This window comes from Paenibacillus sp. YAE3 (assembly GCF_057546105.1).
Map to the genome: position 1 here is coordinate 23,677 of NZ_BAAIYF010000021.1, position 25,921 is coordinate 49,597.

The 25,921-nt window shown below is 51.4% G+C and carries 27 protein-coding genes and 1 other annotated feature; all 27 genes read right to left on the reverse strand.

Annotated elements, in window-relative coordinates:
• Positions 1 to 19 precede the first annotated feature (19 nt).
• Positions 20 to 298, reverse strand: coding sequence for a 30S ribosomal protein S19 (gene rpsS / locus AC27KL_RS26690; protein WP_036712573.1), 279 nt, complete (start codon positions 296 to 298; stop codon positions 20 to 22).
• Positions 299 to 367: 69 nt separating this feature from the next.
• Entirely contained in the window at positions 368 to 1,198 is an 831-nt protein-coding gene (gene rplB, locus AC27KL_RS26695) for a 50S ribosomal protein L2 (protein WP_339322475.1), read from the reverse strand.
• A 12-nt stretch (positions 1,199 to 1,210) separates the two neighbouring features.
• Positions 1,211 to 1,504 (reverse strand): 50S ribosomal protein L23, encoded by a 294-nt coding sequence (rplW, locus tag AC27KL_RS26700; protein WP_339322476.1) that lies wholly within the window; start codon positions 1,502 to 1,504, stop codon positions 1,211 to 1,213.
• A complete protein-coding gene (gene rplD, locus AC27KL_RS26705; protein ID WP_339322477.1) occupies positions 1,504 to 2,127 on the reverse strand; it encodes a 50S ribosomal protein L4 in 624 nt (207 codons plus the stop codon). Before rplD ends, rplW begins: the two co-directional genes overlap by 1 nt.
• A 26-nt stretch (positions 2,128 to 2,153) precedes the next feature.
• Positions 2,154 to 2,777: a 50S ribosomal protein L3 gene (rplC, locus tag AC27KL_RS26710; RefSeq protein WP_339322478.1), complete on the reverse strand. Its 624-nt coding sequence runs from the start codon at positions 2,775 to 2,777 to the stop codon at positions 2,154 to 2,156.
• Between the two features lie 39 nt (positions 2,778 to 2,816).
• Positions 2,817 to 3,125, reverse strand: coding sequence for a 30S ribosomal protein S10 (gene rpsJ, locus AC27KL_RS26715; protein ID WP_005544556.1), 309 nt, complete (start codon positions 3,123 to 3,125; stop codon positions 2,817 to 2,819).
• Positions 3,126 to 3,462: 337 nt separating this feature from the next.
• Positions 3,463 to 4,653, reverse strand: coding sequence for an elongation factor Tu (gene tuf / locus AC27KL_RS26720; RefSeq protein ID WP_339322479.1), 1,191 nt, complete (start codon positions 4,651 to 4,653; stop codon positions 3,463 to 3,465).
• 110 nt (positions 4,654 to 4,763) lie between these two features.
• Complete coding sequence (gene fusA / locus AC27KL_RS26725; RefSeq protein ID WP_339322480.1) at positions 4,764 to 6,845, reverse strand: elongation factor G; 2,082 nt, start codon at positions 6,843 to 6,845, stop codon at positions 4,764 to 4,766.
• A 50-nt stretch (positions 6,846 to 6,895) separates the two neighbouring features.
• Entirely contained in the window at positions 6,896 to 7,366 is a 471-nt protein-coding gene (gene rpsG, locus AC27KL_RS26730) for a 30S ribosomal protein S7 (protein ID WP_212952126.1), read from the reverse strand.
• Positions 7,367 to 7,414: 48 nt separating this feature from the next.
• On the reverse strand, positions 7,415 to 7,834 hold the full coding sequence (rpsL, locus tag AC27KL_RS26735) for a 30S ribosomal protein S12 (RefSeq protein ID WP_036712553.1): 420 nt from the start codon (positions 7,832 to 7,834) through the stop codon (positions 7,415 to 7,417).
• A gap of 168 nt (positions 7,835 to 8,002) precedes the next feature.
• Positions 8,003 to 8,254 (reverse strand): ribosomal L7Ae/L30e/S12e/Gadd45 family protein, encoded by a 252-nt coding sequence (locus AC27KL_RS26740; RefSeq protein ID WP_339322481.1) that lies wholly within the window; start codon positions 8,252 to 8,254, stop codon positions 8,003 to 8,005.
• Positions 8,255 to 8,438: 184 nt separating this feature from the next.
• Positions 8,439 to 12,053 (reverse strand): DNA-directed RNA polymerase subunit beta', encoded by a 3,615-nt coding sequence (gene rpoC, locus AC27KL_RS26745; protein ID WP_339322482.1) that lies wholly within the window; start codon positions 12,051 to 12,053, stop codon positions 8,439 to 8,441.
• Between the two features lie 80 nt (positions 12,054 to 12,133).
• On the reverse strand, positions 12,134 to 15,679 hold the full coding sequence (gene rpoB / locus AC27KL_RS26750) for a DNA-directed RNA polymerase subunit beta (protein ID WP_339322483.1): 3,546 nt from the start codon (positions 15,677 to 15,679) through the stop codon (positions 12,134 to 12,136).
• 358 nt (positions 15,680 to 16,037) lie between these two features.
• Entirely contained in the window at positions 16,038 to 16,643 is a 606-nt protein-coding gene (locus AC27KL_RS26755) for a class I SAM-dependent methyltransferase (RefSeq protein ID WP_487171688.1), read from the reverse strand.
• Positions 16,644 to 16,791: 148 nt separating this feature from the next.
• On the reverse strand, positions 16,792 to 17,157 hold the full coding sequence (gene rplL, locus AC27KL_RS26760) for a 50S ribosomal protein L7/L12 (protein ID WP_036712545.1): 366 nt from the start codon (positions 17,155 to 17,157) through the stop codon (positions 16,792 to 16,794).
• Between the two features lie 69 nt (positions 17,158 to 17,226).
• A complete protein-coding gene (gene rplJ, locus AC27KL_RS26765; protein WP_212952131.1) occupies positions 17,227 to 17,730 on the reverse strand; it encodes a 50S ribosomal protein L10 in 504 nt (167 codons plus the stop codon).
• A 105-nt stretch (positions 17,731 to 17,835) separates the two neighbouring features.
• Positions 17,836 to 17,995, reverse strand: a sequence feature (ribosomal protein L10 leader region).
• Positions 17,996 to 18,063: 68 nt separating this feature from the next.
• Positions 18,064 to 18,756, reverse strand: a complete 693-nt coding sequence (gene rplA, locus AC27KL_RS26770) for a 50S ribosomal protein L1 (protein WP_160045365.1) — start codon at positions 18,754 to 18,756, stop codon at positions 18,064 to 18,066.
• Positions 18,757 to 18,846: 90 nt separating this feature from the next.
• Positions 18,847 to 19,272, reverse strand: coding sequence for a 50S ribosomal protein L11 (gene rplK, locus AC27KL_RS26775; protein WP_036712539.1), 426 nt, complete (start codon positions 19,270 to 19,272; stop codon positions 18,847 to 18,849).
• 71 nt (positions 19,273 to 19,343) lie between these two features.
• Positions 19,344 to 19,877, reverse strand: coding sequence for a transcription termination/antitermination protein NusG (nusG, locus tag AC27KL_RS26780; RefSeq protein ID WP_036712536.1), 534 nt, complete (start codon positions 19,875 to 19,877; stop codon positions 19,344 to 19,346).
• A 31-nt stretch (positions 19,878 to 19,908) separates the two neighbouring features.
• Entirely contained in the window at positions 19,909 to 20,100 is a 192-nt protein-coding gene (gene secE, locus AC27KL_RS26785; RefSeq protein WP_036712533.1) for a preprotein translocase subunit SecE, read from the reverse strand.
• 21 nt (positions 20,101 to 20,121) lie between these two features.
• On the reverse strand, positions 20,122 to 20,271 hold the full coding sequence (gene rpmG / locus AC27KL_RS26790) for a 50S ribosomal protein L33 (RefSeq protein ID WP_076176720.1): 150 nt from the start codon (positions 20,269 to 20,271) through the stop codon (positions 20,122 to 20,124).
• Between the two features lie 395 nt (positions 20,272 to 20,666).
• Positions 20,667 to 21,311 (reverse strand): RNA polymerase sporulation sigma factor SigH, encoded by a 645-nt coding sequence (sigH, locus tag AC27KL_RS26795; protein ID WP_036712530.1) that lies wholly within the window; start codon positions 21,309 to 21,311, stop codon positions 20,667 to 20,669.
• Positions 21,312 to 21,473: 162 nt separating this feature from the next.
• On the reverse strand, positions 21,474 to 21,995 hold the full coding sequence (locus AC27KL_RS26800) for an NYN domain-containing protein (RefSeq protein ID WP_036712528.1): 522 nt from the start codon (positions 21,993 to 21,995) through the stop codon (positions 21,474 to 21,476).
• A 6-nt stretch (positions 21,996 to 22,001) separates the two neighbouring features.
• Positions 22,002 to 22,745 (reverse strand): 23S rRNA (guanosine(2251)-2'-O)-methyltransferase RlmB, encoded by a 744-nt coding sequence (gene rlmB / locus AC27KL_RS26805; protein ID WP_339322485.1) that lies wholly within the window; start codon positions 22,743 to 22,745, stop codon positions 22,002 to 22,004.
• 17 nt (positions 22,746 to 22,762) lie between these two features.
• Positions 22,763 to 23,233, reverse strand: coding sequence for a Mini-ribonuclease 3 (locus tag AC27KL_RS26810; protein WP_052147138.1), 471 nt, complete (start codon positions 23,231 to 23,233; stop codon positions 22,763 to 22,765).
• Entirely contained in the window at positions 23,230 to 24,636 is a 1,407-nt protein-coding gene (cysS, locus tag AC27KL_RS26815; RefSeq protein WP_487171689.1) for a cysteine--tRNA ligase, read from the reverse strand. Before cysS ends, AC27KL_RS26810 begins: the two co-directional genes overlap by 4 nt.
• Before the next feature lie 144 nt (positions 24,637 to 24,780).
• On the reverse strand, positions 24,781 to 25,506 hold the full coding sequence (gene cysE, locus AC27KL_RS26820) for a serine O-acetyltransferase (RefSeq protein WP_487171690.1): 726 nt from the start codon (positions 25,504 to 25,506) through the stop codon (positions 24,781 to 24,783).
• Positions 25,507 to 25,921 lie beyond the last annotated feature (415 nt).

Genomic DNA, 25,921 nt, shown 5'->3' on the forward strand with positions numbered 1-25,921 from the left:
CAAACAAAGAGCTTCAGTTTTATCTTCTTGTTTTCTTGTCATCGTCCGTATGACCTTTGTAAGTACGCGTTGGCGCGAACTCGCCCAACTTGTGACCTACCATGTCTTCCGTTACGTATACAGGAACGTGCTTGCGTCCATCATATACACCGAACGTGTGACCGATAAATTGCGGGAAAATCGTAGAGCGGCGGGACCAAGTTTTGATAACGGCTTTCTTGTTCGATTCGTTCATCGCTTCTACTTTTTTCAGCAGGTACCCATCAACGAAAGGTCCTTTTTTCAAACTGCGACTCATCTATAAAATCCTCCCTTCGTCCAATCTCTCGTTACTTTCGGCACTTCACAAAGTTATGCACAGCGTGCATTATTTTGTGCGGCGGCGAACGATATACTTGTCAGAAGCTTTTCCTTTTTTACGCGTTTTGTAACCAAGGGTTGGTTTGCCCCATGGAGACATAGGCGATTTGCGTCCGATTGGAGCGCGGCCTTCACCACCACCGTGAGGGTGATCGTTAGGGTTCATGACGACACCGCGAACTTCAGGACGTTGTCCGAGCCAGCGGCTGCGGCCTGCTTTACCGATTTTGATCAATTCATGATCTTCGTTGCCTACGGAACCGATCGTCGCGCGGCAAACTTTCAGGAGCTTGCGAACTTCACCGGAAGACAAACGCACGGATACGTACTTTTCTTCTTTACCGAGAAGCTGAGCTTCGGTACCGGCAGCGCGAACCAATTGTCCGCCTTTGCCAGGCTTCAGTTCGATGTTGTGGATAACGGTACCTACCGGAATGTTTTCCAGCGGAAGCGCGTTACCGATTTTGATGTCGGCGTTAGGGCCGGATTCGATCTTGTCTCCGACTTTCAGACCTTTTGGAGCGATGATGTAACGCTTCTCTCCGTCTGCATAGTGGATCAGAGCGATATTGGAAGTACGGTTCGGGTCATACTCGATTGTAGCAACGGTACCTGGTATGCCGTCTTTCGTACGTTTGAAATCGATGATACGGTATTTACGTTTATGTCCGCCGCCGTGGTGACGAACTGTAATTTTACCTTGGTTGTTGCGGCCGGCTTTTTTGCTGAGCGGCGCAAGCAACGATTTCTCCGGCTGGTTTGTCGTGATCTCTTCAAACGTAGAGACGGACATGTTACGTCTTGCCGGGGAAGTCGGTTTATACTTTTTAATAGGCACGTTTACTCCTCCTTACTCTACAGATTCAAAAAACTCAAGCGGTTTGCTGTCTTGGCTCAGCGTTACGATGGCTTTTTTCCACTCGGTCGTATAACCGTTGTAGCGGCCATAACGTTTCGGCTTCGCTGGGACGCGCATCGTATTAACGTTAGTCACTTTCACTTTGAAAATAGACTCAACGGCTTGTTTGATCTCGGTTTTGTTGGCACGAATGTCAACCTCGAAAGCGTATTTCATGTCGCTCATGTATTCGGCCGTACGTTCCGTAATCACCGGACGTTTGATAATATCACGAGGGTCTTTCATTACGCGAGCACCTCCTCTACCTTCTGAACTGCTTCTTTCGTAATGATCAGCTTGTCGTACAGAAGTACGTCAAGAACATTAATGCCGTCTGCCGCTACGAATTTCACGCCAGGAATATTACGTGCGGAAAGAGCCACATTATCATCATAGCTAGGAGCCACGATCAGGGCTTTGCGTTCCACTTTCAGGTTGTTCAGGATGGCTGCGAATTCCTTGGTTTTAGGAGCGTTCAACGCAAGTGCATCCAGAACGATGATGTTGTTGTCGATCACTTTGGAAGACAACGCGGATTTGATCGCCAAACGACGAACTTTCTTAGGAAGCTTGAACGTGTAGCTGCGTGGCGTTGGGCCAAACACAGTACCGCCGCCTTTCCATTGTGGTGCACGGATCGAACCTTGACGAGCACGGCCTGTGCCTTTTTGTTTCCAAGGCTTACGTCCGCCGCCGCGTACTTCAGAACGGCCTTTCACTTTATGCGTACCGCGACGCAAAGACGCTCTTTGCAGCAATACGGCTTGGTTCATGACATGAACGTTTGGCGTAATACCGAATACCGCATCGTTCAGTTCCAATTCATCTACTGGGCTTCCGCTAACGTTAAACACGGATACTTTTGGCATTTATTGTTCCTCCTTTCCTTAGGTGATTATTTCTTCACCGTTTCACTAATTTTCACGAAGCTGTTTTTAGGGCCTGGGATGGCGCCTTTGATCAGCAACACGTTGCGTTCTGTGTCAACTTTAACAACCTCAAGCTTTTGAACCGTTACGGTCACATGACCCATCTGTCCTGGAAGGTGTTTGCCTTTAGGAACGCGGTTTGCTTGGATGGAACCCATGGAACCTGGTCCACGATGGTAACGGGAACCGTGAGCCATTGGTCCGCGGCTTTGTCCCCAACGTTTGATAACGCCTTGGAAACCTTTACCTTTGGACGTGCCGGTTACGTCAACATACTCGCCTTCCGCAAAAATGTCAGCTTTCAGCTCTTGGCCAACCTCGTATGCTCCGAGGTCAACACCGCGGATTTCGCGAACGTAGCGCTTAGGTGCAGTGTTAGCCTTTTTGGCATGTCCTGCTTCCGGTTTATTGGCACTTTTCTCTTTTTTATCGGAGAAACCGATTTGGATCGCTTCGTATCCATCGTTCTCGATATCTTTCTTTTGCAGAACAACGCAAGGACCTGCTTCCACTACAGTTACAGGAATTACATTACCTTCAGCGGTAAATACTTGAGTCATTCCGAGTTTTTTTCCTAAGATACCTTTCATGTTGACACCTCTTTTCCCTTCTTGATTCCTTGACGGAAATTACAGTTTGATTTCGATATCTACACCGGACGGCAGGTCCAAGCGCATAAGAGCATCCACAGTTTGTGGAGTTGGGTTCACAATGTCGATCAGACGCTTATGAGTGCGCATTTCGAATTGCTCCCGAGAATCCTTATACTTGTGTACCGCACGGAGAATGGTAATGATTTGTTTTTCAGTTGGAAGCGGAATCGGTCCGGATACACCAGCACCAGAACGTTTCGCAGTTTCAACGATTTTCTCAGCGGATTGATCAAGAATTCTGTGATCGTAAGCCTTCAAACGAATACGAATTTTTTGCTTTGCCATTTTAGTCCCTCCTTCTATCGCCCAATTTGGTATCGGACATACTCCGTGAAAATTTTCTGACATCCTGCTCCATGGCAAAGGGGCCGGGTGTGTCAGTAACCTCTCACATCATCGCAACGTCTCAGAACAACATTCACTATTATATAGAAAGATTGGGCGTAATGCAAGCTTTAATAAGAAAAAAAGCAAAAGGCACTTCCCGGAAAAAGAAGTACCTTTTGCTTGCCTTGCGTTTACGTCACAATGTTACTCGTTCCAGCACAATGTTGCATATCGTATATCGTTCAGACTCCGGAATTTGAAGCTTCGTTACCGAAGCTGCTTCATTCCAAAATCATTACTTGATGATGCTAGCTACCGCACCTGCACCAACTGTACGTCCGCCTTCGCGAATGGAGAACTTCGTTCCTTCTTCGATCGCGATTGGGGAGATCAGTTGTACAGTTACAGTGATGTTGTCGCCAGGCATAACCATTTCAGTTCCTTCTGGCAGGTTGATGATACCTGTTACGTCAGTTGTACGGAAGTAGAACTGAGGACGGTATCCAGTGAAGAAAGGCTTATGACGTCCACCTTCTTCTTTAGTCAGTACGTAAACTTGAGCAGTAAACTCAGTGTGTGGGTTTACGGAAGCTGGTTTAGCAAGTACTTGACCGCGTTCGATTTCTTTACGGTCTACACCGCGAAGAAGAGCACCGATGTTGTCGCCGGCTTGAGCGGAGTCAAGCAATTTGCGGAACATTTCAACGCCGGTAACGACGGATTTTTTAGTTTCTTCAGCAATACCGACGATTTCAACTTCGTCGCCGACTTTAACTGTACCACGCTCTACGCGGCCAGTAGCAACCGTACCGCGGCCAGTGATGGAGAACACGTCTTCGACTGGCATAAGGAAAGGTTTGTCAGTGTCGCGTTCTGGAGTTGGGATGTACTCGTCGATGATGTTGAACATTTCAACGATTTTTTCAGCCCACTCGCCGTCTGGGTTTTGCAGAGCTTCACGAGCGGAACCGCGGATGATTGGAGTGTCGTCGCCTGGGAATTCATATTCGCTCAGGAGATCGCGCACTTCCATTTCAACCAGTTCAAGCAGTTCGTCGTCTTCAACCATGTCGCATTTGTTCAGGAATACGACGATGTAAGGAACGCCTACCTGACGGGACAACAGGATGTGTTCGCGAGTTTGCGGCATTGGGCCGTCAGCTGCGGATACAACCAGGATTGCGCCGTCCATTTGAGCTGCGCCAGTGATCATGTTTTTAACGTAGTCGGCGTGTCCTGGGCAGTCAACGTGTGCATAGTGACGAGCAGGAGTTTCGTATTCTACGTGTGCAGTAGAGATCGTGATACCGCGTTCGCGCTCTTCTGGAGCTTTGTCGATTTGGTCGAATGCTACGGCAGCGCCACCGTATTTTTTGGACAATACAGTTGTGATTGCTGCAGTCAAAGTAGTTTTACCATGGTCGACGTGACCAATCGTGCCAATGTTAACGTGCGGTTTAGTACGTTCAAATTTAGCCTTTGCCATTTTGAACAATTCCTCCTTAAATGGAATAAATGTTGTATGTTTATGCCGGCCGGCATTTATGCAGGGTTTCTTGGATGTTGATGATCCGGCCAGTCTTTAAAACGTAAAACTTATTCGGCAGAGCCTTTGGACTTCGAGATGATCTCTTCGGCGATGTTGCGAGGAACTTCCTCATAGTGAGAGATTTCCATCGAGAACACGCCGCGTCCTTGGGTACCGGAACGAAGTGTGGTCGAGTATCCGAACATTTCGGAGAGAGGCACCTTCGCACGAATGATTTGAGCACCGGAACGGGAATCCATACCTTCGATCCGTCCGCGGCGGGAGTTCAGCATACCCATTACGTCGCCCATGTATTCTTCAGGCACGGTAACTTCGACTTTCATGATTGGCTCGAGCAGGACAGGGTTACACTTGTCTTTTGCTGCTTTAAGCGCCATGGAACCGGCAATCTTAAACGCCATTTCGTTGGAGTCGACATCATGGTAGGAACCGTCTACGATCGTAGCTTTGATGTCCACGATCGGGAAGCCGGCGAGTACACCATTTTTCATGGCTTCTTCGATACCATTCAGTGCAGGCTGAATATATTCTCTTGGTACCGCGCCACCGACAATCTTGCTGTCAAACTGGCTGCCAGTACCTGCTTCGAGAGGTTCGAACTCAACCCATACGTGACCGTATTGACCACGACCACCGGACTGACGAACGAATTTACCTTCGACGCGAGCTGGTGTACGGAAGGTTTCACGGTAAGCAACCTGCGGTTTACCCACGTTGGTTTCTACCTTGAACTCGCGACGCATGCGGTCGATGATGATGTCGAGGTGAAGCTCACCCATACCAGCCAAAATCGTTTGACCGGTTTCTTCATCCGTATGAGCACGCAGCGTAGGATCTTCTTCCGTCAATTTGCTCAAAGCAACGCCCATTTTGTCTTGGTCGGCTTTGGTTTTAGGTTCAACGGCAATCTCGATAACCGGTTCAGGGAAGTTCATCGATTCGAGGATTACCGGAGCTTTTTCGTCGCAAAGCGTGTCGCCCGTACCCGTATCTTTCAAACCTACGGCAGCCGCGATATCACCAGCGTAAACTTCGCTGATCTCTTGACGGCTGTTCGCGTGCATCTGAAGGATACGTCCGATACGTTCGCGTTTGCCTTTGGTGGCATTCAATACATAAGATCCGGATTGAAGGATACCGGAGTATACGCGGAAGAATGTCAATTTACCGACATAAGGGTCAGTCATGATTTTAAATGCCAAAGCCGCAAACGGCTCTTCGTCGGAAGAGTGGCGTTCTACCTCGGATCCGTCCTCAAGGTGACCTTGAATCGACGGCACGTCAACTGGAGATGGCAAGTAATCGATAACGGCGTCCAGCATCAGCTGAACCCCTTTGTTGCGGTACGAGGAGCCGCAGACAACCGGGAAGATCTTAACTTCGCAGACCCCTTTGCGGAGTGCAGCTTTCAGTTCCGGAACGGTGATTTCTTCGCCTTCCAGATACTTCATCGTCAATTCTTCGTCGAGTTCCGCAACCTTTTCGATCAATTCCGCGCGAAGTTCTTCGACTTGGTCTTTGAACTCTGCAGGAATTTCGGTTTCCTCGATGTTTTGACCCAGGTCGTCTTTGTACATGTAAGCTTTTTGTTCGACCAGGTCGATGATGCCTCTGAAGTCGTTTTCCGCGCCGATCGGCAATTGAATCGCAACCGCGTTCGCTTGCAGACGTTCACGCATGTCTTTTACGACGTTCAGGTAGTCGGCACCGATGATATCCATTTTGTTTACATATGCGATCCGTGGTACGCCGTAACGGTCAGCCTGTCTCCATACGGTTTCAGACTGAGGCTCAACGCCCTCTTTCGCACTGAAAACGCCTACTGCCCCATCCAATACACGAAGGGAACGTTCAACTTCAACAGTGAAGTCAACGTGCCCTGGGGTATCAATGATATTGACGCGGTGACCTTTCCAAGAAGCGGTCGTCGCAGCGGAAGTAATCGTGATCCCGCGCTCCTGTTCCTGCTCCATCCAGTCCATCGTAGCTGCACCCTCGTGAACTTCACCGATTTTGTGCGTACGGCCTGTATAGAACAAGATCCGCTCTGTGGTGGTCGTTTTACCAGCGTCAATATGCGCCATGATCCCGATATTACGTGTATTTTTCAAGGAGAACTCTCTTGCCATGAAAATAGTCTCCCTTCAAAATTGAAGTGTAATATATGATGAACTGAATCCTACCAGCGGTAGTGAGCAAACGCTTTGTTCGCCTCAGCCATTTTGTGCGTGTCTTCGCGTTTCTTGACGGAAGCGCCTGTGTTGTTGGATGCATCGATGATCTCTGCAGCCAAACGCTCTTCCATCGTTTTCTCACCGCGGCTGCGGGAGTAGTTTACGAGCCAACGAAGTCCGAGAGCTGTACGTCTCTCTGGTTTTACTTCGATAGGCACCTGGTAGTTCGCACCACCGACACGGCGAGCTTTAACTTCCAGTACTGGCATGATGTTTTTGATGGCTGCTTCAAACACTTCCATAGGATCTTTACCCGTACGTTCTTGAATCAGGTTGAACGCGTTGTAAAGAATGCTTTGAGCAACACCTCTCTTACCATCCAGCATGATGCGGTTGATCAGACGAGTAACCAGCTTGCTGTTGTACACCGGATCTGGCAGCACGTCTCTTTTGGCAACTGGACCTTTGCGTGGCATGGATATCCCCCTTTCTTACGTCTTGGTTGTTACAAAGCGGTTAGCCGCTTATTTTTTAGCTTTCGGACGCTTAGCGCCGTATTTGGAACGAGCCTGCATGCGGTTGTTTACGCCAGCCGTATCAAGCGCGCCGCGAACGATATGGTAACGTACACCCGGAAGGTCTTTTACCCGTCCGCCGCGAACCAATACCACGCTGTGCTCTTGCAGGTTGTGTCCGATTCCCGGAATGTAAGCAGTAACCTCGATGCGGTTCGTCAAGCGAACACGGGCATACTTACGAAGTGCGGAGTTCGGTTTTTTCGGAGTCATCGTACCTACACGGGTGCAAACCCCACGTTTTTGAGGAGCGCTCAAATCCGTATCTTCACGCTTCAAAGCGTTGTATCCTTTCTGCAGAGCAGGGGACTTCGATTTGTAGATTTTAGCTTGACGTCCTTTGCGAACCAGTTGGTTAATTGTTGGCATTGTTAGCCACCTCCTTCCAATATGTTCATTCTCCTTACAAACCTCTTTTTTAAGTCCACAGACCCAGGCGGTTCATAAAAGAACAAATGAAAAGTTTTTGCCGAGAGAAGCCTGGCTTCCCTAACAAAAACGTTTCTTACGGTATTAACTTGCCTTCATCCCATATTGCTATGGTTTCACGATGGCAGCCATCGCTGCGCCCACTTCAATCCCGCATGCTTTCCCCAAATGCTGCATGGTGTCCACATAGGTGATCTTCACGCCGTGCTTGCTGCACAGCCCTTCGATCTTGGAAATGAGCCGGAATTCCGCATCCTCTGCCACATAAACTTCTGCGGCTTGGCCTGACTCCACAAGTTTCATGGTCTGTTTGGCCCCGATTTTGACATGAGCATCCTGTAATCCTTTATCATTAGACATCTTTACGATTCCTCCAAAAGCACAGGGATGTTGCTACTCACGCACCTTTGATATATTAGCACCTGCATTCGCCGATGTCAAGAAAAACGGCTATTAATTTTTGCTAGGAAAATCATTGTAAAAAAGCTTTTTGCGAGAGCAGGCGGTCAATCGCCCGCCCCCGCAAGCCGCTTTCCGTTTCAAATTACTCCACGTTTGCCGTTTCCAGCTCTTTCGAACCGTCTTCTTCCGCGTTCGGATCATCGAATCTGACGTTGCGGTAACGGTTCATACCTGTACCCGCAGGAATCAGCTTACCGATGATGACATTTTCCTTCAGGCCGAGCAGCTGATCGACTTTGCCTTTGATGGCTGCGTCGGTAAGCACCCGCGTCGTTTCCTGGAAGGAAGCCGCAGACAAGAACGAGTCGGTTTCGAGGGAAGCTTTCGTGATCCCGAGCAGGACTGGCTTGGCAACGGCCGGTTCCTTGCCGGAAAGGATCGCTTCCTTGTTGGCTGTTTCGTATTCGTAAATATCGACGAAAGATCCCGGCAGCAGCGGCGTATCTCCCGCATCGACGATGCGGATTTTGCGCAGCATCTGCTTGATCATGACTTCGACGTGTTTGTCGTTGATTTCTACGCCCTGGTTCCGGTATACGCGCTGAACTTCCTGAAGGATGTAGTTCTGCACGCCGCGGATCCCTTTGATGCGCAGCATTTCTTTAGGGTCGATCGAACCTTCGGTCAGCTCGTCGCCGGCTTCGATTTCCATGCCTTCGGTCACGCGCAGGCGGGAACCGTAAGTGACGGAGTAAACCTTGGTTTCGGCTTCCCCTTGGATTTCGATTTCGCGGCGGTCTTTTGCTTCGCGAATTTCTTTGACGACGCCGTCGATTTCACTGATGGTCGCCTGACCTTTCGGATTCCGGGCCTCAAACAGCTCCTGGATACGCGGAAGACCTTGCGTGATATCGTCGCCCGCTACGCCCCCGGTATGGAACGTACGCATCGTGAGCTGGGTTCCCGGTTCACCGATGGATTGCGCGGCGATGATGCCGACTGCTTCCCCGATTTCGACATGTTTGCCCGTCGCCAGGTTGCGTCCGTAGCACTTCTTGCACACGCCATGGCGGGCGCGGCAGCTGAGCACGGAGCGGATTTGCAGTTTCGTAATTCCGGATCTCACGATCAGGTTGGCTTTGTCCGAATCGATCAGTTCGTTGCGGTTAACCAGAATTTCGTTGGTTTCCGGATGACGAACGGTTTCGAAACAGTACCGGCCTTCGATACGGTCGTACAGATCCTCGATGACCTCTTTGCCGTCCTGGATTCTGCTAACCGTAAAGCCTTTGTCCGTTCCGCAGTCTTCCTCGCGCACGATGACATCCTGCGCGACGTCGACCAGACGGCGGGTCAGGTAACCGGAGTCCGCCGTACGAAGCGCCGTATCCGCGAGACCTTTCCGCGCGCCGTGCGTGGACAGGAAGTACTCGAGGACCGTCAGGCCTTCGCGGAAGTTCGACTTGATCGGGAGCTCGATGATCCGGCCGGACGGGTTCGCCATCAGACCCCGCATACCGCCGAGCTGCGTAATCTGCGATTTGTTACCCCGCGCTTTGGAGTCGACCATGAGCATGATGGAGTTGAAACGGTCCATCGATTTCATGAGGACGTCCGTAATATCGTCTTTGGCCTTGGACCAAATGTCGATAACCCGGTCGTAACGTTCTTCGTTGGTGATCAGACCGCGGCGGTACTGGTTGGTAACGACCGCAACCTTCTCTTCGGATTCTCTGAGGATCTCCTGTTTTTCTTCAGGAACGATAACGTCCGCCACCGCAACCGTTACGCCGGCACGGGTGGAGTACGTGAATCCGAGCTGTTTGATTTTATCCAAAATGATGGATGTTTCCGTCGTATGGTAGATTTCGAAGCACCGGGCGATGATTTGGCCCAGGTACTCTTTGCCGACAGCGCTGCTGATAGGCAGTTCATTCATACGTTCGCGGATATCCACGCCTTTTTCGTAAACGAAATATTTCTCAGGCGTACCGTTCAAAAGATTGTCGCGGGTCGCTTCGTTGATGTACGGGAAGCTGCTTGGGAAAATTTCGTTGAAAATAATGCGTCCGACCGTGGTCAAAAGCATCGCGTCTTGCTGTTTTTCGGTAAAGCTGGTTTTGCCGAGCGCTTTAACCGGAATGGCAACGCGCGCATGCAATCCTGCCGTGCCGCGTTGGTAAGCGGACACCGCTTCGTTGACCGAGCCCAAAATCATGCCGGAACCTTTTTCTTCTTTGTTGTCCATCGTCAGATAGAAGGAACCGAGGACCATATCCTGGGACGGAGTTACGACCGGCTTGCCGTCTTTAGGGTTCAGGATGTTGCCGGAAGCGAGCATCAGAAGGCGCGCTTCAGCCTGAGCTTCGGCGGACAACGGAACGTGTACCGCCATTTGGTCGCCGTCGAAGTCGGCGTTGTACGCCGTACATACGAGCGGATGCAAACGGATCGCATGGCCTTCGACCAGAATCGGTTCGAACGCCTGGATACCGAGACGGTGAAGCGTAGGGGCACGGTTCAGCAGAACCGGATGCTCTTTAATGACTTCTTCAAGAACGTCCCAGACTTCCGGACTTACACGCTCAACCTTACGTTTCGCGCTCTTGATGTTATGGGCAAGGCCTTTGTTGACCAATTCTTTCATGACGAATGGCTTGAACAGTTCAAGCGCCATTTTTTTCGGCAGACCGCATTGGTACATTTTCAGGTACGGTCCAACGACGATAACGGAACGGCCGGAGTAGTCGACGCGTTTACCGAGCAGGTTTTGGCGGAAACGTCCTTGTTTACCTTTCAGCATGTGGCTGAGGGATTTGAGCGGACGGTTGCCCGGACCTGTTACGGGACGGCCGCGGCGGCCGTTGTCGATCAAGGCGTCTACCGCTTCCTGCAGCATCCGTTTTTCGTTTTGCACGATGATGTCCGGAGCGCCCAGGTCAAGCAGGCGTTTCAGACGGTTGTTACGGTTGATGACGCGGCGGTACAAATCGTTCAGGTCAGACGTTGCAAAACGTCCGCCGTCCAGCTGTACCATCGGGCGAAGTTCCGGAGGAATGACCGGAAGGACGTCCATGATCATCCATTCAGGCTTATTGCCGGAATTGCGGAACGCTTCGATCACTTCAAGGCGTTTGATCGCGCGGTTGCGGCGTTGGCCTTGAGCGGTGCGAAGCTCTTCTTTCAGGAATTCCAGTTCTTTTTCCACGTCGAGATCCTGAAGAAGCTTTTTGATGGCTTCGGCACCCATGCCCGCTTGGAATCCGTAGCCGTATTTTTCACGGTAGCTGCGGTATTCTTTTTCGGACAGAAGCTGTTTCTTCTCCAGAGGCGTATCTCCTGGGTCGGTCACGACATAAGATGCAAAGTAGATGATCTCTTCGAGAGATCTTGGAGACATATCCAAAGCGAGACCCATACGGCTCGGAATGCCTTTAAAGTACCAGATATGGGAAACGGGAGCTGCCAGCTCAATGTGGCCCATCCGTTCGCGGCGCACCTTCGAGCGGGTAACTTCTACGCCGCAGCGGTCGCAGACGACGCCTTTGTAACGGACACGCTTATATTTGCCGCAATGGCATTCCCAGTCTTTTTGCGGTCCAAAAATCCGTTCGCAGAACAGGCCTTCCTTCTCCGGTTTCAGCGTACGGTAATTGATGGTTTCCGGTTTTTTTACTTCTCCGCGGGACCATGAACGAATTTTTTCCGGGGATGCAAGCCCGATTTTCATGAATTCGAAATTGTTTACGTCCAACAAGGAGCAACCCTCCTAGTCCTATTGTTTTAATCCGCGAATGAGGCAGACGGGTTTGCCCCGTCCGCCGTCCATCCGCGAACTTATTCCACTCCGACTTCCGCGCCTTCCAAATTGAGGCTCAGTTTATCGCCTGCAGTATCATCGTCGTCATCGAGCTCTTTCATCTCGATTTCCTGCTCGTCGCCGCTCAGGATTTTTACGTCCATGCCGAGAGACTGGAGCTCTTTGATCAAGACTTTGAACGACTCCGGAACGCCCGGTTCCGGAACGTTTTCGCCCTTGACGATGGATTCGTACGTCTTCACCCGGCCAACCACGTCGTCGGATTTGACGGTGAGGATTTCCTGAAGCGTGTACGCCGCGCCGTAGGCTTCGAGCGCCCACACTTCCATCTCCCCGAAGCGCTGTCCGCCGAACTGGGCTTTACCGCCCAGAGGCTGCTGCGTAACGAGGGAGTAAGGACCCGTGGAACGGGCGTGGATTTTATCGTCAACCATGTGCGCGAGTTTGATCATGTGCATGACGCCGACGGTCACTTCGCGTTCGAAACGCTCGCCGGTACGGCCGTCATACAGCACGGTCTTACCGTTGCGCTGCATGCCTGCTTCTTCCATCGTATCGAATACGTCGTATTCGTTGGCTCCGTCGAATACCGGCGTTGCCACGTGAATGCCGAGCTGCATGGCCGCGAAGCCCAGATGGACTTCGAGCACCTGCCCGATGTTCATCCGCGAAGGTACGCCGAGCGGGTTCAGCACGACCTGTACAGGCGTGCCGTCCGGCAGGAACGGCATATCTTCTTCCGGAAGAATGCGGGCCACGACCCCTTTGTTGCCGTGACGTCCGGCCATTTTGTCGCCCTCGGAGATTTTACGCTTCTGGGCGATGTACACGCGAACCAGCTGGTTTACGCCTGGAGGCAGCTCGTCGCCGTTCTCGCGGGTAAACACTTTGACGTCGACGATAATGCCGTCGCTGCCATGCGGTACGCGCAGAGAGGTGTCACGCACTTCGCGGGCTTTTTCGCCGAAAATCGCGTGCAGGAGACGCTCTTCCGCCGTCAGTTCCGTTACGCCTTTCGGCGTTACTTTGCCGACCAGGATGTCGCCGGCGCTGATTTCCGCACCGATGCGGATGATGCCGCGCTCGTCGAGGTTCTTAAGCGCATCTTCACCTACGTTAGGAATATCGCGGGTGATTTCCTCAGGTCCGAGTTTGGTATCGCGTGCTTCGGATTCGTACTCTTCGATGTGGATCGAAGTGTACACGTCCTCTTTAACCAGCTTTTCGCTCAGCAGGATGGCATCCTCGTAGTTGTAACCTTCCCACGTCATGAACGCAACGACGACGTTGCGGCCAAGGGCCAGTTCGCCCATCTCCGTGGAAGGTCCGTCGGCCAGGATGTCGCCTTTCTTGACGATGTCGCCTTTCTTGACGATCGGACGCTGGTTGATGCACGTTCCTTGGTTGGAACGCATGAATTTGTGCAATTTATGTTTAACGATGTCGCCTTTGACTTCTTTTCCGTCCACGTTTTCGATCCGGCGTACCCAGATCTCGTCGGCGCTGGAGCGCTCCACGATGCCGTCGTGCTTGGAAACGATACATACGCCCGAGTCCTTCGCAGCTTTATGTTCCATGCCGGTTCCGACCAGCGGAGCTTTAGGCACGAGCAGAGGCACCGCTTGCCGCTGCATGTTCGACCCCATCAGCGCGCGGTTGGAGTCGTCGTTCTCAAGGAACGGAATGAGCGCCGTCGCGACGGATACGACCTGTTTAGGCGAAACGTCCATGTAGTCTACCCGATCGCTCGGCATCGGCAAAATGTTGTCGGACTGTTTGTTGTAACGGACGATAACCATATCTTCCGCAAACGTTCCGTCTTCATTCAGCTTCGCGTTCGCCTGGGCGACGACGTAATTGTCTTCTTCATCGGCCGTCAGGTAGTCGATATGCTCGGTAACCACACCCGTCTTCGGATCGACCCAACGGTAAGGAGCTTCGATGAAGCCGTACTCGTTGATGCGGGCGAACGTGGACAAGGAGTTGATCAGACCGATGTTCGGACCTTCAGGCGTTTCGATCGGACACATCCGGCCGTAGTGACTGTGGTGAACGTCGCGGACTTCGAAGCCTGCGCGCTCACGCGTCAAACCGCCCGGTCCGAGCGCGGACAGACGGCGTTTATGCGTCAATTCCGCAAGCGGGTTCGTTTGGTCCATGAACTGCGAAAGCTGGGAGCTTCCGAAGAACTCCTTGATCGACGCGATGACCGGACGGATGTTGATCAGCGCCTGCGGCGTAATGACGTTCGCATCCTGAATCGACATTCTTTCGCGAACCACGCGTTCCATACGGGACAAACCGATACGGAACTGGTTCTGCAGCAATTCGCCGACGGAACGCAGACGACGGTTGCCCAGATGGTCGATGTCGTCAGTGTTGCCGATGCCGTGCAGCAAATTAATAAAGTAGCTGATCGAGGAAATAATATCAGCAGGCGTAATGTGCTTCACCGACTTGTCGATGTTGCCGTTCGCGATCACTTTGACCACTTTGCCGTCTTCGATCGGCGAGAATACGTCGATCGTTTGCAGCGGAATGTCGTTGGCGTCAAGCACGCCGTTGGACACATGATAGGTTTTGTGGCCCACCATCGTATCCAGATGCGGCATGATCTCGTCCAGCAAACGACGGTCAACCATTTGGCCGGCTTCAGCGATGATTTCGCCCGTTTGGGTGTCGATCAGCGTTTCAGCAAGGCGCTGGTTGAACAGACGGTTTTTGATGTGAAGCTTTTTATTGATTTTATAACGGCCGACATTGGCCAGATCATATCTTTTCGGATCAAAGAAACGCGCTACGAGGAGGCTTTTCGCATTATCCAGCGTAGGCGGTTCGCCCGGACGAAGGCGTTCATAGATTTCGATGAGCGCTTTTTCCGTCGAATCGGTGTTGTCTTTATCAAGCGTGTTGCGGATATATTCGTCGTTACCGAGCAGGTCCAAAATTTCGGCGTCGCTGCCGAAACCAAGCGCTCTCAGCAAAACGGTAACCGGAATTTTACGGGTACGGTCAATGCGGACATACATGATGTCCTTCGCATCCGTCTCCAGTTCAAGCCATGCCCCGCGGTTCGGAATGACCGTCGCGGTGTACGTCTTTTTGCCGTTCTTATCGACTTTCGTGCTGAAGTAGACGCTAGGAGAGCGTACCAACTGGCTGACAATGACCCGTTCTGCGCCATTGATGATAAACGTACCGGTTTCCGTCATCAGAGGGAAATCACCCATGAATACTTCCTGTTCTTTGACTTCTCCGGTTTCTTTGTTGATGAGCCGCACCTTCACCCGCAAAGGCGCCGCATACGTCACGTCGCGTTCCTTCGCGTCATCGACGGTGTATTTCGGTTCACCAAGGCTGTAGTCAATGAACTCCAGCACCAAATTTCCCGTAAAATCCTGAATTGGCGAGATATCCTGGAACATTTCGCGCAATCCTTCCTCCAAAAACCATTCGTATGATTTTTGTTGGATTTCGATCAGGTTCGGAACCTCAAGTACTTCATTAATTCGCGCATAACTTCGCCGAGTGCGTCGACCATACTGAACAAGATGTCCTGCCAACTTTAACTCACCCCTCATGTCTACTCACTTCAAAAATTGATTGCGAACCTCTGTTTGGAACCTTATAATGGATTCATGCAGAGGATTCCATCCACAAATAAAGAAAAGCCCTTACCCGAATGCTTTCGAACAAAGAGCAACTTATCCATGGTCTTCCTAGCTAAACACGGAAGTGGCTTCATATCCTGTAGATTTGCCCAAAATGTACATATTATACGTGAACATGCTCTTGTTTATGCATCTCTCCGCATAAAAACTATTGACATTTCAGTCAACTAAAGACAAGAAGCCTATCCTAATACTGACATTTTATAATAATATCACATCAGTATTTTCAAGTCAATAGTCCTATTGCAAATTACCGAAAAGTTTTTGTAGCCTTAAAAATCCGGTACCCTTTATCCTTCGTCACTTCCTCGACCTGACTAAACAAACTCTCCAGCTTGGCTTTCGCCGAAGGCGCTCCCTGCTTTTTTTGAATGACGATCCACAAGGAACCTCCGTTTTTCAAGTGCGCATGGGCCTGTTCGAAAATCGTATGCACGGTTTCTTTGCCGGCACGGATCGGCGGGTTGGTCAGCACGACATCAAAGGTTTTTCCCTGCACGGCCGCAAACAAATCGCTCTCCAGAATGGTTACGTTTTGAATGCCGTTCAGCTTTGCGTTCTCCTTCGCCAGGGCGACTGCACGGGAGTTCACGTCAAGCATGGTCACATGACCGCTGGCGGCAAGTCTGGCGGCCGCAAAACCGATCGGGCCGTACCCGCAGCCCACGTCCAAAACTTCGGCATGCTGCGGAATATCCATCGCTTCGATCAACACCTTGCTGCCGTAGTCCACCCCTTTTTTGGAGAATACGCCCGCGTCGCTGATAAACCTGAAGGTTTGTCCCCGCAGCCGTTCCTCCAGCTCCCGCCGGTCATGGCCGGCTTCAGGCTGATTCGAATAATAATGCTGTGACATGCCGTCCCTCCGTCTCGTTTCGTCTTCCTTCTACAGATTGTCCCGATCGGTTTCATTTCAATCCACCCAAACGGGGAATCCCGTTTACAAAAACAAACCCCTTGAATTTTCAAGGGGTTTGTTATGTTTAATCACTCGTAAGAAGGAATTACTTCACTTCTACAGTAGCGCCTGCTTCTTCCAATTTAGCTTTGATGGAATCAGCTTCTTCTTTACCCACTTTTTCTTTGAGTGGTTTTGGTGCGTTGTCAACCAGGTCTTTAGCTTCTTTCAAGCCGAGGCCAGTGATTTCGCGAACCGCTTTGATAACGTTGATTTTGGAAGCGCCAGCGCTAGCCAGAATTACGTCGAATTCAGTTTGCTCAGCAGCTTCGGAAGCGCCAGCAGCGCCGCCTACTACAGCAACTGGAGCTGCAGCAGTTACGCCGAATTCTTCTTCGATTGCTTTAACCAGATCGTTCAGTTCCAATACAGTCATGCCTTTGATTGCTTCCAAGATTTGCTCTTTACTCATGGTTAAACCTCCATTTTATAATTAAAGTTTTTGTGTTTGTCTTTCAATACTGCATCGAGGAACAGGTGCTTACGCGCCTTGTTCTTCTTTCTCTGCAACGGCTTTAACTGCAAGCGCGAAGTTGCGCACAGGAGCTTGAAGCACGCTGAGGAGCATGGAAAGGAGACCTTCGCGGGATGGCAGTTCTGCCAGCGCTTTGACTTGGTCAACGCCGACGACACGGCCTTCGACCACGCCACCTTTCAATTTCAATGCATCGTTTTTCTTAGCAAAATCGTTAAGGATTTTCGCTGGAGCTACGGCATCTTCACCACTGAATGCAATCGCTGTAGGACCGGTCAATACTTCGTCCAGTTCTGTCAGCTCGGCAGCAGCGGTAGCGCGACGCAGCAATGAGTTTTTCAGAACCTGGAATTCGATGCCGGCTTCGCGAAGCTGCTTACGCAGTTCGGTCACTTGGGCAACGTTCAATCCACGGTAGTCGGCAACAACGGTAGATGCGCTTTCGCGCAGCTTAGCCGTGATTGCTTCCACTGCTTCTTGTTTCGCTTGAATCACTTTTGCGTTTGCCAATGTTCACACCTCCTGAAAGTTTCGCTGTCCGGCACCTAATCGGCCGGAACATGTACTGCAATCGTTTGGATGAAAAGTCTGACTTGCTTCCCGTTCCTAATGATTCTAGGCATGTAAAAAGCCTCCGTAGAATCACGAAGGCCTGATAAATGATGATTGTCCACACGAACGTCAGGAGCAACCATCCTCATTCTATCACAACACCTCGGTAGGAAATTAAGCCTTGCGGGGCACCTACTGTCTACGGTAAGCATATTCAACTTTAATGGTCAGTTCTTTCACAACAACTTTTACAGATTATCAGATAACGCGACGGAAGTCAACGTTAATTTCTTATCTGAAAGAAGCTGTGTTCACGCGAGCGCTTGGGCCCATCGTCGAGGATACTGCGATCCCTTTCAGATAAACGCCTTTCGCAGCTGCCGGTTTAGCACGGTTGAGGGCGTCGATGAGAGCTTTGAGGTTCTCATTCAGTTTCGCCGCATCAAAGGATACTTTACCGATCGGAGCGTGAATTTGACCTGCTTTATCCAGACGGTATTCGATTTTACCCGCTTTGATCTCTTGAACCGCTTTGGCAACATCGAATGTAACCGTGCCTGCTTTAGGGTTAGGCATGAGGCCTTTACCGCCGAGCAGACGACCCAGTTTACCGACTTCGCTCATCATGTCAGGTGTAGCTACGCAGACGTCGAATTCGAACCAGCCTTGTTGGATTTTGTTGATCATGTCCTGATCGCCAACATAATCCGCGCCAGCCGCTTCCGCTTCTTTCGCTTTGTCACCTTTCGCAAATACCAATACGCGCTGCGTTTTACCCGTGCCGTGAGGCAGGACAACGACGCCGCGAACGGCTTGGTCTTGTTTACGTGGGTCTACGCCCAAACGAACTGCAACTTCAACGGTTTCGTCGAATTTGGCAGTCGCAGCCTTTTTCACAAGCTCAACGGCTTCTGCTGGCTCGTAAAATGCTTCGCTGTCAATCAGCTTGGCAGCTTCAACATATTTCTTACCATGTTTCGCCATGTTTGTTCCTCCTTTGTGGTTTTAACGGAAATTCCTCCCACATATGCCAGTCCCAATCGACCGGTTGTCGCAGAAAAACCGAAAATAAAATTAGTCTTCGATCGTGATACCCATGCTGCGGGCAGTACCTTCGACCATACGCATAGCAGCTTCGACGGAAGCAGCGTTCAGGTCAGGCATTTTTGTTTCAGCGATTTCACGAACCTTGTCGCGTTTAACCGTTGCCACCTTTTTCTTGTTAGGTTCGCCGGAACCTTTCTCGATTTTTGCAGCTACGCGAAGCAGAACTGCAGCCGGTGGAGTTTTCGTGATAAACGTAAAGGAACGGTCTTCAAATACCGAGATTTCAACCGGAATGATCAGACCAGCTTGGTCAGCGGTACGAGCGTTGAATTCTTTACAGAATGCCATGATGTTGACACCTGCTTGACCCAATGCAGGACCTACTGGCGGAGCCGGATTCGCTTTACCTGCAGGAATTTGCAGTTTTACCATTTTGATTACCTTTTTTGCCATGTAAGACACCTCCTTCAAAAGTGGTTAACGGGACGTTTGCGCCCCTCCCACAAGAAACCTGAAGAAAATATTTATATCTTCTCCACCTGAGTATAATCCAGCTCAAGCGGGGTTTCCCGTCCAAACATGTTGACGTGAACTTTGAGTTTGCTCTTGTCGGCGAGAATTTCCTCTACAGAGCCCACAAAATTCGCAAATGGACCAACCTTGATCCGCACGGATTCCTTAATGTCGAATTCGATTTTTGGTTTAGGTTCTTCCATGCCCATATGCTTCAGAATTTGATCTACTTCTTCCGGAAGCAAAGGCGTAGGTTTGGAACCCGACCCCGTCGAACCAACGAAGCCCGTCACCCCCGGCGTGTTGCGGACAACATACCAAGAGTCGTCGGTTTGGATCATTTCAACCAAGACATACCCCGGGTAAACTTTTCTCATGACGGTTTTTTTCTTGCCGTCCTTGTTTACCACTTCTTCTTCCATCGGAACAAGAACGCGGAATATCTTGTCCTCCATGCCCATGGACTCGACGCGTTTCTCCAAATTGGCCTTGACCTTGTTCTCATACCCGGAATAGGTATGAACAACGTACCATCTTTTTTCCATAGTTTCCATATCAAGCCACCCGGGACCCTTCTTAAATAATCGCTTCGATCACAGCGGAAATGCCGATATCCAGAACCCAAAAATAAATCGTGACGAATACAATGGTGCCGAGGACGATCAGAGTATAATTCGTCAGCTCTTTACGATTAGGCCAGCGAACTTTTTTGAGCTCCGCCCAGCTTTCAGAGAAAAAGGAAAACAGAGACTTGAAACTACTTTTCACGCCGACTACACCTCCAAAAAACTATCTGGTTTCGCGATGAGGAGTTTGCTCGTTACAGAACTTGCAAAATTTCTTCATCTCCATGCGGTCGGGGTGATTTCGCTTGTTTTTGGTAGTTGTGTAGTTTCTTTGTTTGCAGTTCGTACAAGCCAAAGTGATAATTACCCGCATGCTGTGCACCTCCCGAAGACGTCCTTCTTTTCAGAAGGCTCTATATTTCCCTAGCAGAACAGCCCAAGCCCTTCATTGCTGAAAAGAAAAAACCGTTCTTGCGAAATGAATAAGAAACAAAAACCTTGCGGTCTTTGCCTGCTCATCCATTAAAACACGCGAATTTAGGCCTACCTAAAACACTTTATCATAAGGGTGAAACCGTGTCAACGAAAGAATGGCCCTGTTTCCGGCATGCCGGGATCGCTACATCCCTAGTGTTTTCAAGCCTTTTTCCTCTACTGAAAGCCGCCTGCATTCATTTACCATTATGATTCATTCCTGTGGCGCTTAAACCTTGTCATGTCCAATTGTGAAAAAAAGACTCCGTTAAGAGCCTTTTCGTTACCGAGCGTCTAATTGTCGCGAACTTCCAAATAACGTTCCAATTTGCGTTTGACACGCTGCAAGGCGTTGTCAATCGATTTCACATGCCGCTTGAGGTCGACCGCAATCTCCTGATAGGAACGGCCGTCCAAATACAGCATCAGCACTTTGCGTTCCAGGTCGCTTAAAATCTCGGACATCTTGTCCTCCAGACCCACGAACTCTTCCTGGTTGATGATCAATTCCTCCGGGTCCGACACCTGCGAACCGCAAATGACGTCCAGGAGCGTCCGGTCGGAATCTTCATCGTAAATCGGCTTGTCCAAAGAGACATAAGAATTCAGTGGAATATGCTTCTGTCTCGTCGCCGTCTTGATCGCCGTAATAATCTGCCGCGTGATGCAGAGCTCGGCGAAAGCCTTGAACGAAGACTGCTTGTCCACCCGAAAATCACGGATCGATTTGTATAATCCGATCATGCCTTCCTGAATGATATCCTCCCGGTCGGCGCCGATCAGAAAGTAAGACCTGGCTTTGGCGCGCACGAAATTCCGGTACTTGTTAATCAAAAACTCGAGCGCTTCGCTATCGCCTTCACGAAAATATTCGACGACGTCCTCATCCGACTTGTACTCGTAATCCGACAACGTTAACTCTTTGAGGTCTACACTCACCAAGAATCCCCCCGGCTGCAACGCAAGGTACCCGTTACTCTGTGAAATATACGAACAGTATAAATGATGGCAGTTGACACCGTCAACCACGTATTACCTAAAAAAGAACGCCGCTAACAAAATTGTCAAGAGATGCAAATTTGTAATAGGTTCCAATTTCTGTCATTCCCTGCGCCATTTCTCGAATAACTCCCTAAGCTCCGGTTTCAGCTTGCCGTCCAGCGTATTTCTCGTCTTCGGCGCATGCTCGCGCTGAATCCGATGCTGAATCGCCTTTTCGCAGTTTTCCACTTCGATAAGCAGTTCGCGGGCGGAAAGCCGCAGCGCGCCGCGCGCGAAGATGACATGCTGCTCGATGAAGTCGCTGGTGGCCACATAGATTTTGCGGCTGCGGAGGCTGAGCTCCCCGACCAGCCGCTCTATGCATTCATCGGCAGTTTCCTTCTCTTTCGTGAAGTAAACCTGAACTTTGCTTTGGGAAAAGGCTTTGCCAAGCCCCGGCACCCGATACGCATCAAAGACGGCGATCACCTTCCGGCCGGTAAAAGCCTGGTAATCGGCCAGTTTGCTTAGCAGATTGTCGCGCGCCTCCTGCATGCTGATTTGCGACAGCTTCGCAAGAGACGGCCAAGCACCGATCATATTGTAGCCGTCCACCAGGAGCACGTCCCGCAAATCCGCCATCCCGATCTAACCTTGGGTGCGGCGCCGCAATACTTCGTACATGACCACGCCGGCGGCCACGGAGGCGTTCAGCGAGTTGATCCGCCCGTTCATCGGCAGCTTGACCAGAACGTCGCATTTTTCCCGGATCAGCCGCCCCATGCCTTTGCCTTCGTTGCCGATGACGATGGCTACGGGCCCGTCGAAAACATTCGTTTCGTAGATCCCGGCAGCGGCCGACACATCGGTACCTACGACCCAAATCCCTTTTTCCTTCAAAGCATCGATCGTTTGCCCCAGGTTGGTGACTCTGGCTACCGGCACGTATTCGGCCGCTCCGGCCGAAGTTTTGGACACGGTGGCAGTCACCTGCGCCGAACGGCGCTTCGGAACGATGACGCCGTGCACGCCGGTGCAATCCGCCGTACGAAGGATCGATCCCAGGTTATGCGGATCCTCGATTTCGTCCAAAAGCAAAATGAACGGCGGCTCCCCTTTCTGTTCGGCAGCCTGCAAGATGTCCTCCACTTCGGCGTAAGCGTAAGGGGCGACCTGGGCCACGACGCCTTGATGCTGAACGCCCGGCGCCAGCTGGTCGAGCTTGCGTTTGTCTACGTGCTGGATGACGACGCCGAGTTTTTTCGCCTCGATGACGATTGGCTGCGTCAAATGCTTTTGCGCATTTTCGGCAACCCAGATTTTATTGATCGTGCGGCCGGATTTCAGCGCTTCGATGACCGAATGCTTCCCGCCGATAATTTCTTCCTCCATGATATCCTCCACTAGCTTTATTTGATATGACTCTGCTGCAGCATATATTCGATTCCCATGCCGATGAGCTCCCGCATCCGGTCGTGCCGCTGCGCGTAATACAAATACCCGATCAAACTCTCGAACGCCGTGGCATGACGATATTCGAGCACGTTCGCGTTTTTCGGGATGCTGCCGGATTTGGCGTTGCGCCCTTGCCTGACGACGTCCTTCTCCTCGTCCGTCAAGACGGGCTCGAGCGCCGCCAGAATCCGGCTTTGCGCTTTCGCGGATACGATGCCGGTCGCTTGGTGGTGAAGCTGGTTCGGCTTCAGGTTCCGTTTGGAAATCAGGTACTGCCTGACCGCCACTTCATAAATGGCATCCCCGATGTACGCAAGCACGATCGGGGGAATCAGCCGGGGCTGCCTGGAAGGCGGGTATTCGAACCAGCCGTTCCATTCATCCCCCGCTTCCGGCGGCAGCCCTGCATTGTCCCGGCCGCTCATTTGCGCCGCCAGCGCATGCCTTGCGCCGTATCCTCCAGCACGATCCCCTGCGCCGCCAGCTGGTCGCGGATTTCGTCGGCACGGCTCCAGTTTTTATCCTTGCGGGCCTGCGCGCGCTCCGCGATCAATCGTTCGACTTCTTCATCCAAAAGCACGGCGTCTTCCCCGCCATAAAGTCGAAGCACGGCGTTCAGTTGTTCGAAGGCGGACAGCATCAGCTTCAGCTCTTCCGGATTGACGACAGGCTCCTGCAGCAGCGAATTCGTTTCGTTGACCCATTCGAAAACCGAGGTAATCGCATCCGGCGTGTTGAAGTCGTCGTTCATTTTGTCGTAATACTGACTCAAAATGCCGTCCAGCTTCTGCTTCAGCTCCTCGCGGACCGCTCCATGCCCGTCGGGCGTCACCGTTTCCAGGCGGTGCTTCAGGTTGGAGACGGCGTTCGCGATGCGCTCCACGCTGTTCGTCGCCTGATTCATCGTTTCGGCGTTGAAGTTCAGCGGGTTGCGGTAATGCGTCGAAAGCATGAAATATCGGATCGCTTCTTTTTTGAATTCCTTGCGCAAATCTTTGACGAGTATGCCGTTGCCGAGCGATTTCGACATTTTTTCGTTGTTGATTTTGATGTAGCCGTTATGCATCCAGTAGCGCGCCAACGGCTCGCCCGTCAGCGCTTCGGATTGGGCCACTTCGCATTCATGGTGCGGGAATTGCAAATCCTGCCCGCCCCCGTGGATGTCGATCGTGTCCCCCAAATAGCGGCGGGCCATGGCCGAGCATTCGATATGCCAACCCGGACGTCCGTCTCCCCATGGGCTGGACCAATAAATTTCGCCGGGTTTCGCCGCTTTCCAAAGCACGAAATCCTCCGGATTTTCCTTTCGCTCGTCGACGTTGATCCGGATCCCGAATTGGAGTTCATCCAGCTTTTGGTGCGACAGCTTGCCGTAATCCGGGAATTTGTTCGTACGGTAGAAGACGTCGCCGCCTTTTTCGTATGCGAAGCCTTTCTCCTCCAGCTCCCGAATGAAAGCGATGATATTGTCCATGTTTTCGGTGACTCGCGGATTGACCGTTGCCTTTTCGATGCCCAGTCCCTCCAGATCCTCGTAATAAGCCTTGATGAACGTATCGGCAACCTCCGGCACGGTGCTGCCCATTTGCTCTGCCTTCCGGATCAGCTTGTCGTCCACGTCCGTGAAGTTGACGACGTAATTGACCTCGTTGCCGATTTGCTCCAGGTACGTGCGGACCACGTCGAAAAAGATCATGGGACGGGCGTTGCCGATATGAATGTAGTCATACACGGTCGGCCCGCACACATACATTTTTACCTTTCCCGGTTCCATCGGTACAAACTCTTCTTTGGAGCGTGTCAACGTATTATATATTTGAAGCGCCATAGTCACTTTTCCTTTCGTTCGGGATTTTCAGCCAAAATCCTCGGTTTTTCTTATCTTTCTTATCCAATCGCGATTCAGGCGAATCATCCGCGTCGGGCGTCGGGTTCCGCCTCCCGCGTGCAACGTCCTTGCCCGGAACGGGCTTTATTCCACCTGCTCCGGTTCCCGCGCGGCATGGATTCGAACCAGCTCGCCGCGTTCGCCTTTCAGGTTTTCAAGTTCGCTTCGAAGCCGGTCGATCTCCTGCTGCATGCTGCGAAGCGAATCGACGATCGGGTCGGGCAGCTGGTGGCTGAGCCGGTCGACGCGGCGGCCGTCCTGCTTCACGATCCGGCCCGGGATGCCGACGACCGTACTGTTCGGCGGTACTTCCTTGAGCACGACGGAGTTGGCTCCAATGTTGCTTTGGTCGCCCACCTTAAAAGAACCCAGAACCTTTGCGCCCGAAGCGATGACGACGTTGTTGCCGATCGTCGGATGGCGTTTGCCTTTTTCCTTCCCCGTACCGCCAAGCGTTACGCCCTGGTAAATGACGACGTCGTCGCCGATTTCGCAGGTTTCCCCAATCACGACGCCCATGCCGTGGTCGATAAAGAGCCTGTTGCCGATTTTCGCGCCGGGGTGGATTTCGATTCCCGTCATGAAACGGCTGAACTGCGAAATGACGCGGGCAAGGGTGAACCATCGGCGGGCGTACAGCTTGTGCGCGATCCGGTGAGCCCAGATGGCGTGCAATCCCGAGTAGGTGAATACCACTTCGAACAGGCTTCTGGCGGCCGGATCGTTTTCAAATACCGTCTGGATATCCGATCTGATTCTTTTAAACATGTCCGTTCCCCTCTTTGTGCTCTTCTCTTCCTTCGCTCCCATAAGCGCAGGCTGCCGCCGCCTTAGCGGCTCGCCTGAAAACCAAAAAACGCCTCGGCAGCTTACGCTGCAGAGGCGTTATGATACGCGGTTCCACTCTGCTTGAATCCGGCCTGATTGGCGCGTCGTTCTTTCTGATGCGCACGGCTGGATTCCACTCGATTGCCCTGATAACGGGGGACCTTCCGGCATAGTCTAACGGCTCCGGACGGAACCGCTCATCCATGCAGCTCACAGGCGCATTTCCGCAGCCGGCATATGGATAACTTCCAGCCAGCATGGAAAGCAAATTCTCCATGAGGTTATCCTCTCTGGTAAATGCCTGAGGCTAAAGCGTACTTCTCCTGCTCATCGCTCTTTCGATCACTTCGTCTATAATATCCGGCCTGTTCTTATAGACAGGCTCTATAGATCTTAT

Bases quoted from the DNA above. Each gene is read 5' to 3' on its own strand.
- rpsS (WP_036712573.1), bottom strand. From the start codon at position 298: ATGAGTCGCAGTTTGAAAAAAGGACCTTTCGTTGATGGGTACCTGCTG.
- rplW (WP_339322476.1), bottom strand. From the start codon at position 1,504: ATGAAAGACCCTCGTGATATTATCAAACGTCCGGTGATTACGGAACGT.
- rplD (WP_339322477.1), bottom strand. From the start codon at position 2,127: ATGCCAAAAGTATCCGTGTTTAACGTTAGCGGAAGCCCAGTAGATGAA.
- rplC (WP_339322478.1), bottom strand. From the start codon at position 2,777: ATGAAAGGTATCTTAGGAAAAAAACTCGGAATGACTCAAGTATTTACC.
- rpsJ (WP_005544556.1), bottom strand. From the start codon at position 3,125: ATGGCAAAGCAAAAAATTCGTATTCGTTTGAAGGCTTACGATCACAGA.
- tuf (WP_339322479.1), bottom strand. From the start codon at position 4,653: ATGGCAAAGGCTAAATTTGAACGTACTAAACCGCACGTTAACATTGGC.
- fusA (WP_339322480.1), bottom strand. From the start codon at position 6,845: ATGGCAAGAGAGTTCTCCTTGAAAAATACACGTAATATCGGGATCATG.
- rpsG (WP_212952126.1), bottom strand. From the start codon at position 7,366: ATGCCACGCAAAGGTCCAGTTGCCAAAAGAGACGTGCTGCCAGATCCG.
- rpsL (WP_036712553.1), bottom strand. From the start codon at position 7,834: ATGCCAACAATTAACCAACTGGTTCGCAAAGGACGTCAAGCTAAAATC.
- AC27KL_RS26740 (WP_339322481.1), bottom strand. From the start codon at position 8,254: ATGTCTAATGATAAAGGATTACAGGATGCTCATGTCAAAATCGGGGCC.
- AC27KL_RS26755 (WP_487171688.1), bottom strand. From the start codon at position 16,643: ATGTCACAGCATTATTATTCGAATCAGCCTGAAGCCGGCCATGACCGG.
- rplL (WP_036712545.1), bottom strand. From the start codon at position 17,157: ATGAGTAAAGAGCAAATCTTGGAAGCAATCAAAGGCATGACTGTATTG.
- rplA (WP_160045365.1), bottom strand. From the start codon at position 18,756: ATGGCGAAACATGGTAAGAAATATGTTGAAGCTGCCAAGCTGATTGAC.
- rplK (WP_036712539.1), bottom strand. From the start codon at position 19,272: ATGGCAAAAAAGGTAATCAAAATGGTAAAACTGCAAATTCCTGCAGGT.
- nusG (WP_036712536.1), bottom strand. From the start codon at position 19,877: ATGGAAAAAAGATGGTACGTTGTTCATACCTATTCCGGGTATGAGAAC.
- rpmG (WP_076176720.1), bottom strand. From the start codon at position 20,271: ATGCGGGTAATTATCACTTTGGCTTGTACGAACTGCAAACAAAGAAAC.
- AC27KL_RS26800 (WP_036712528.1), bottom strand. From the start codon at position 21,995: ATGGCGGATTTGCGGGACGTGCTCCTGGTGGACGGCTACAATATGATC.
- rlmB (WP_339322485.1), bottom strand. From the start codon at position 22,745: ATGGAGGAAGAAATTATCGGCGGGAAGCATTCGGTCATCGAAGCGCTG.
- AC27KL_RS26810 (WP_052147138.1), bottom strand. From the start codon at position 23,233: ATGAGCGGCCGGGACAATGCAGGGCTGCCGCCGGAAGCGGGGGATGAA.
- cysS (WP_487171689.1), bottom strand. From the start codon at position 24,636: ATGGCGCTTCAAATATATAATACGTTGACACGCTCCAAAGAAGAGTTT.
- cysE (WP_487171690.1), bottom strand. From the start codon at position 25,506: ATGGGAGCGAAGGAAGAGAAGAGCACAAAGAGGGGAACGGACATGTTT.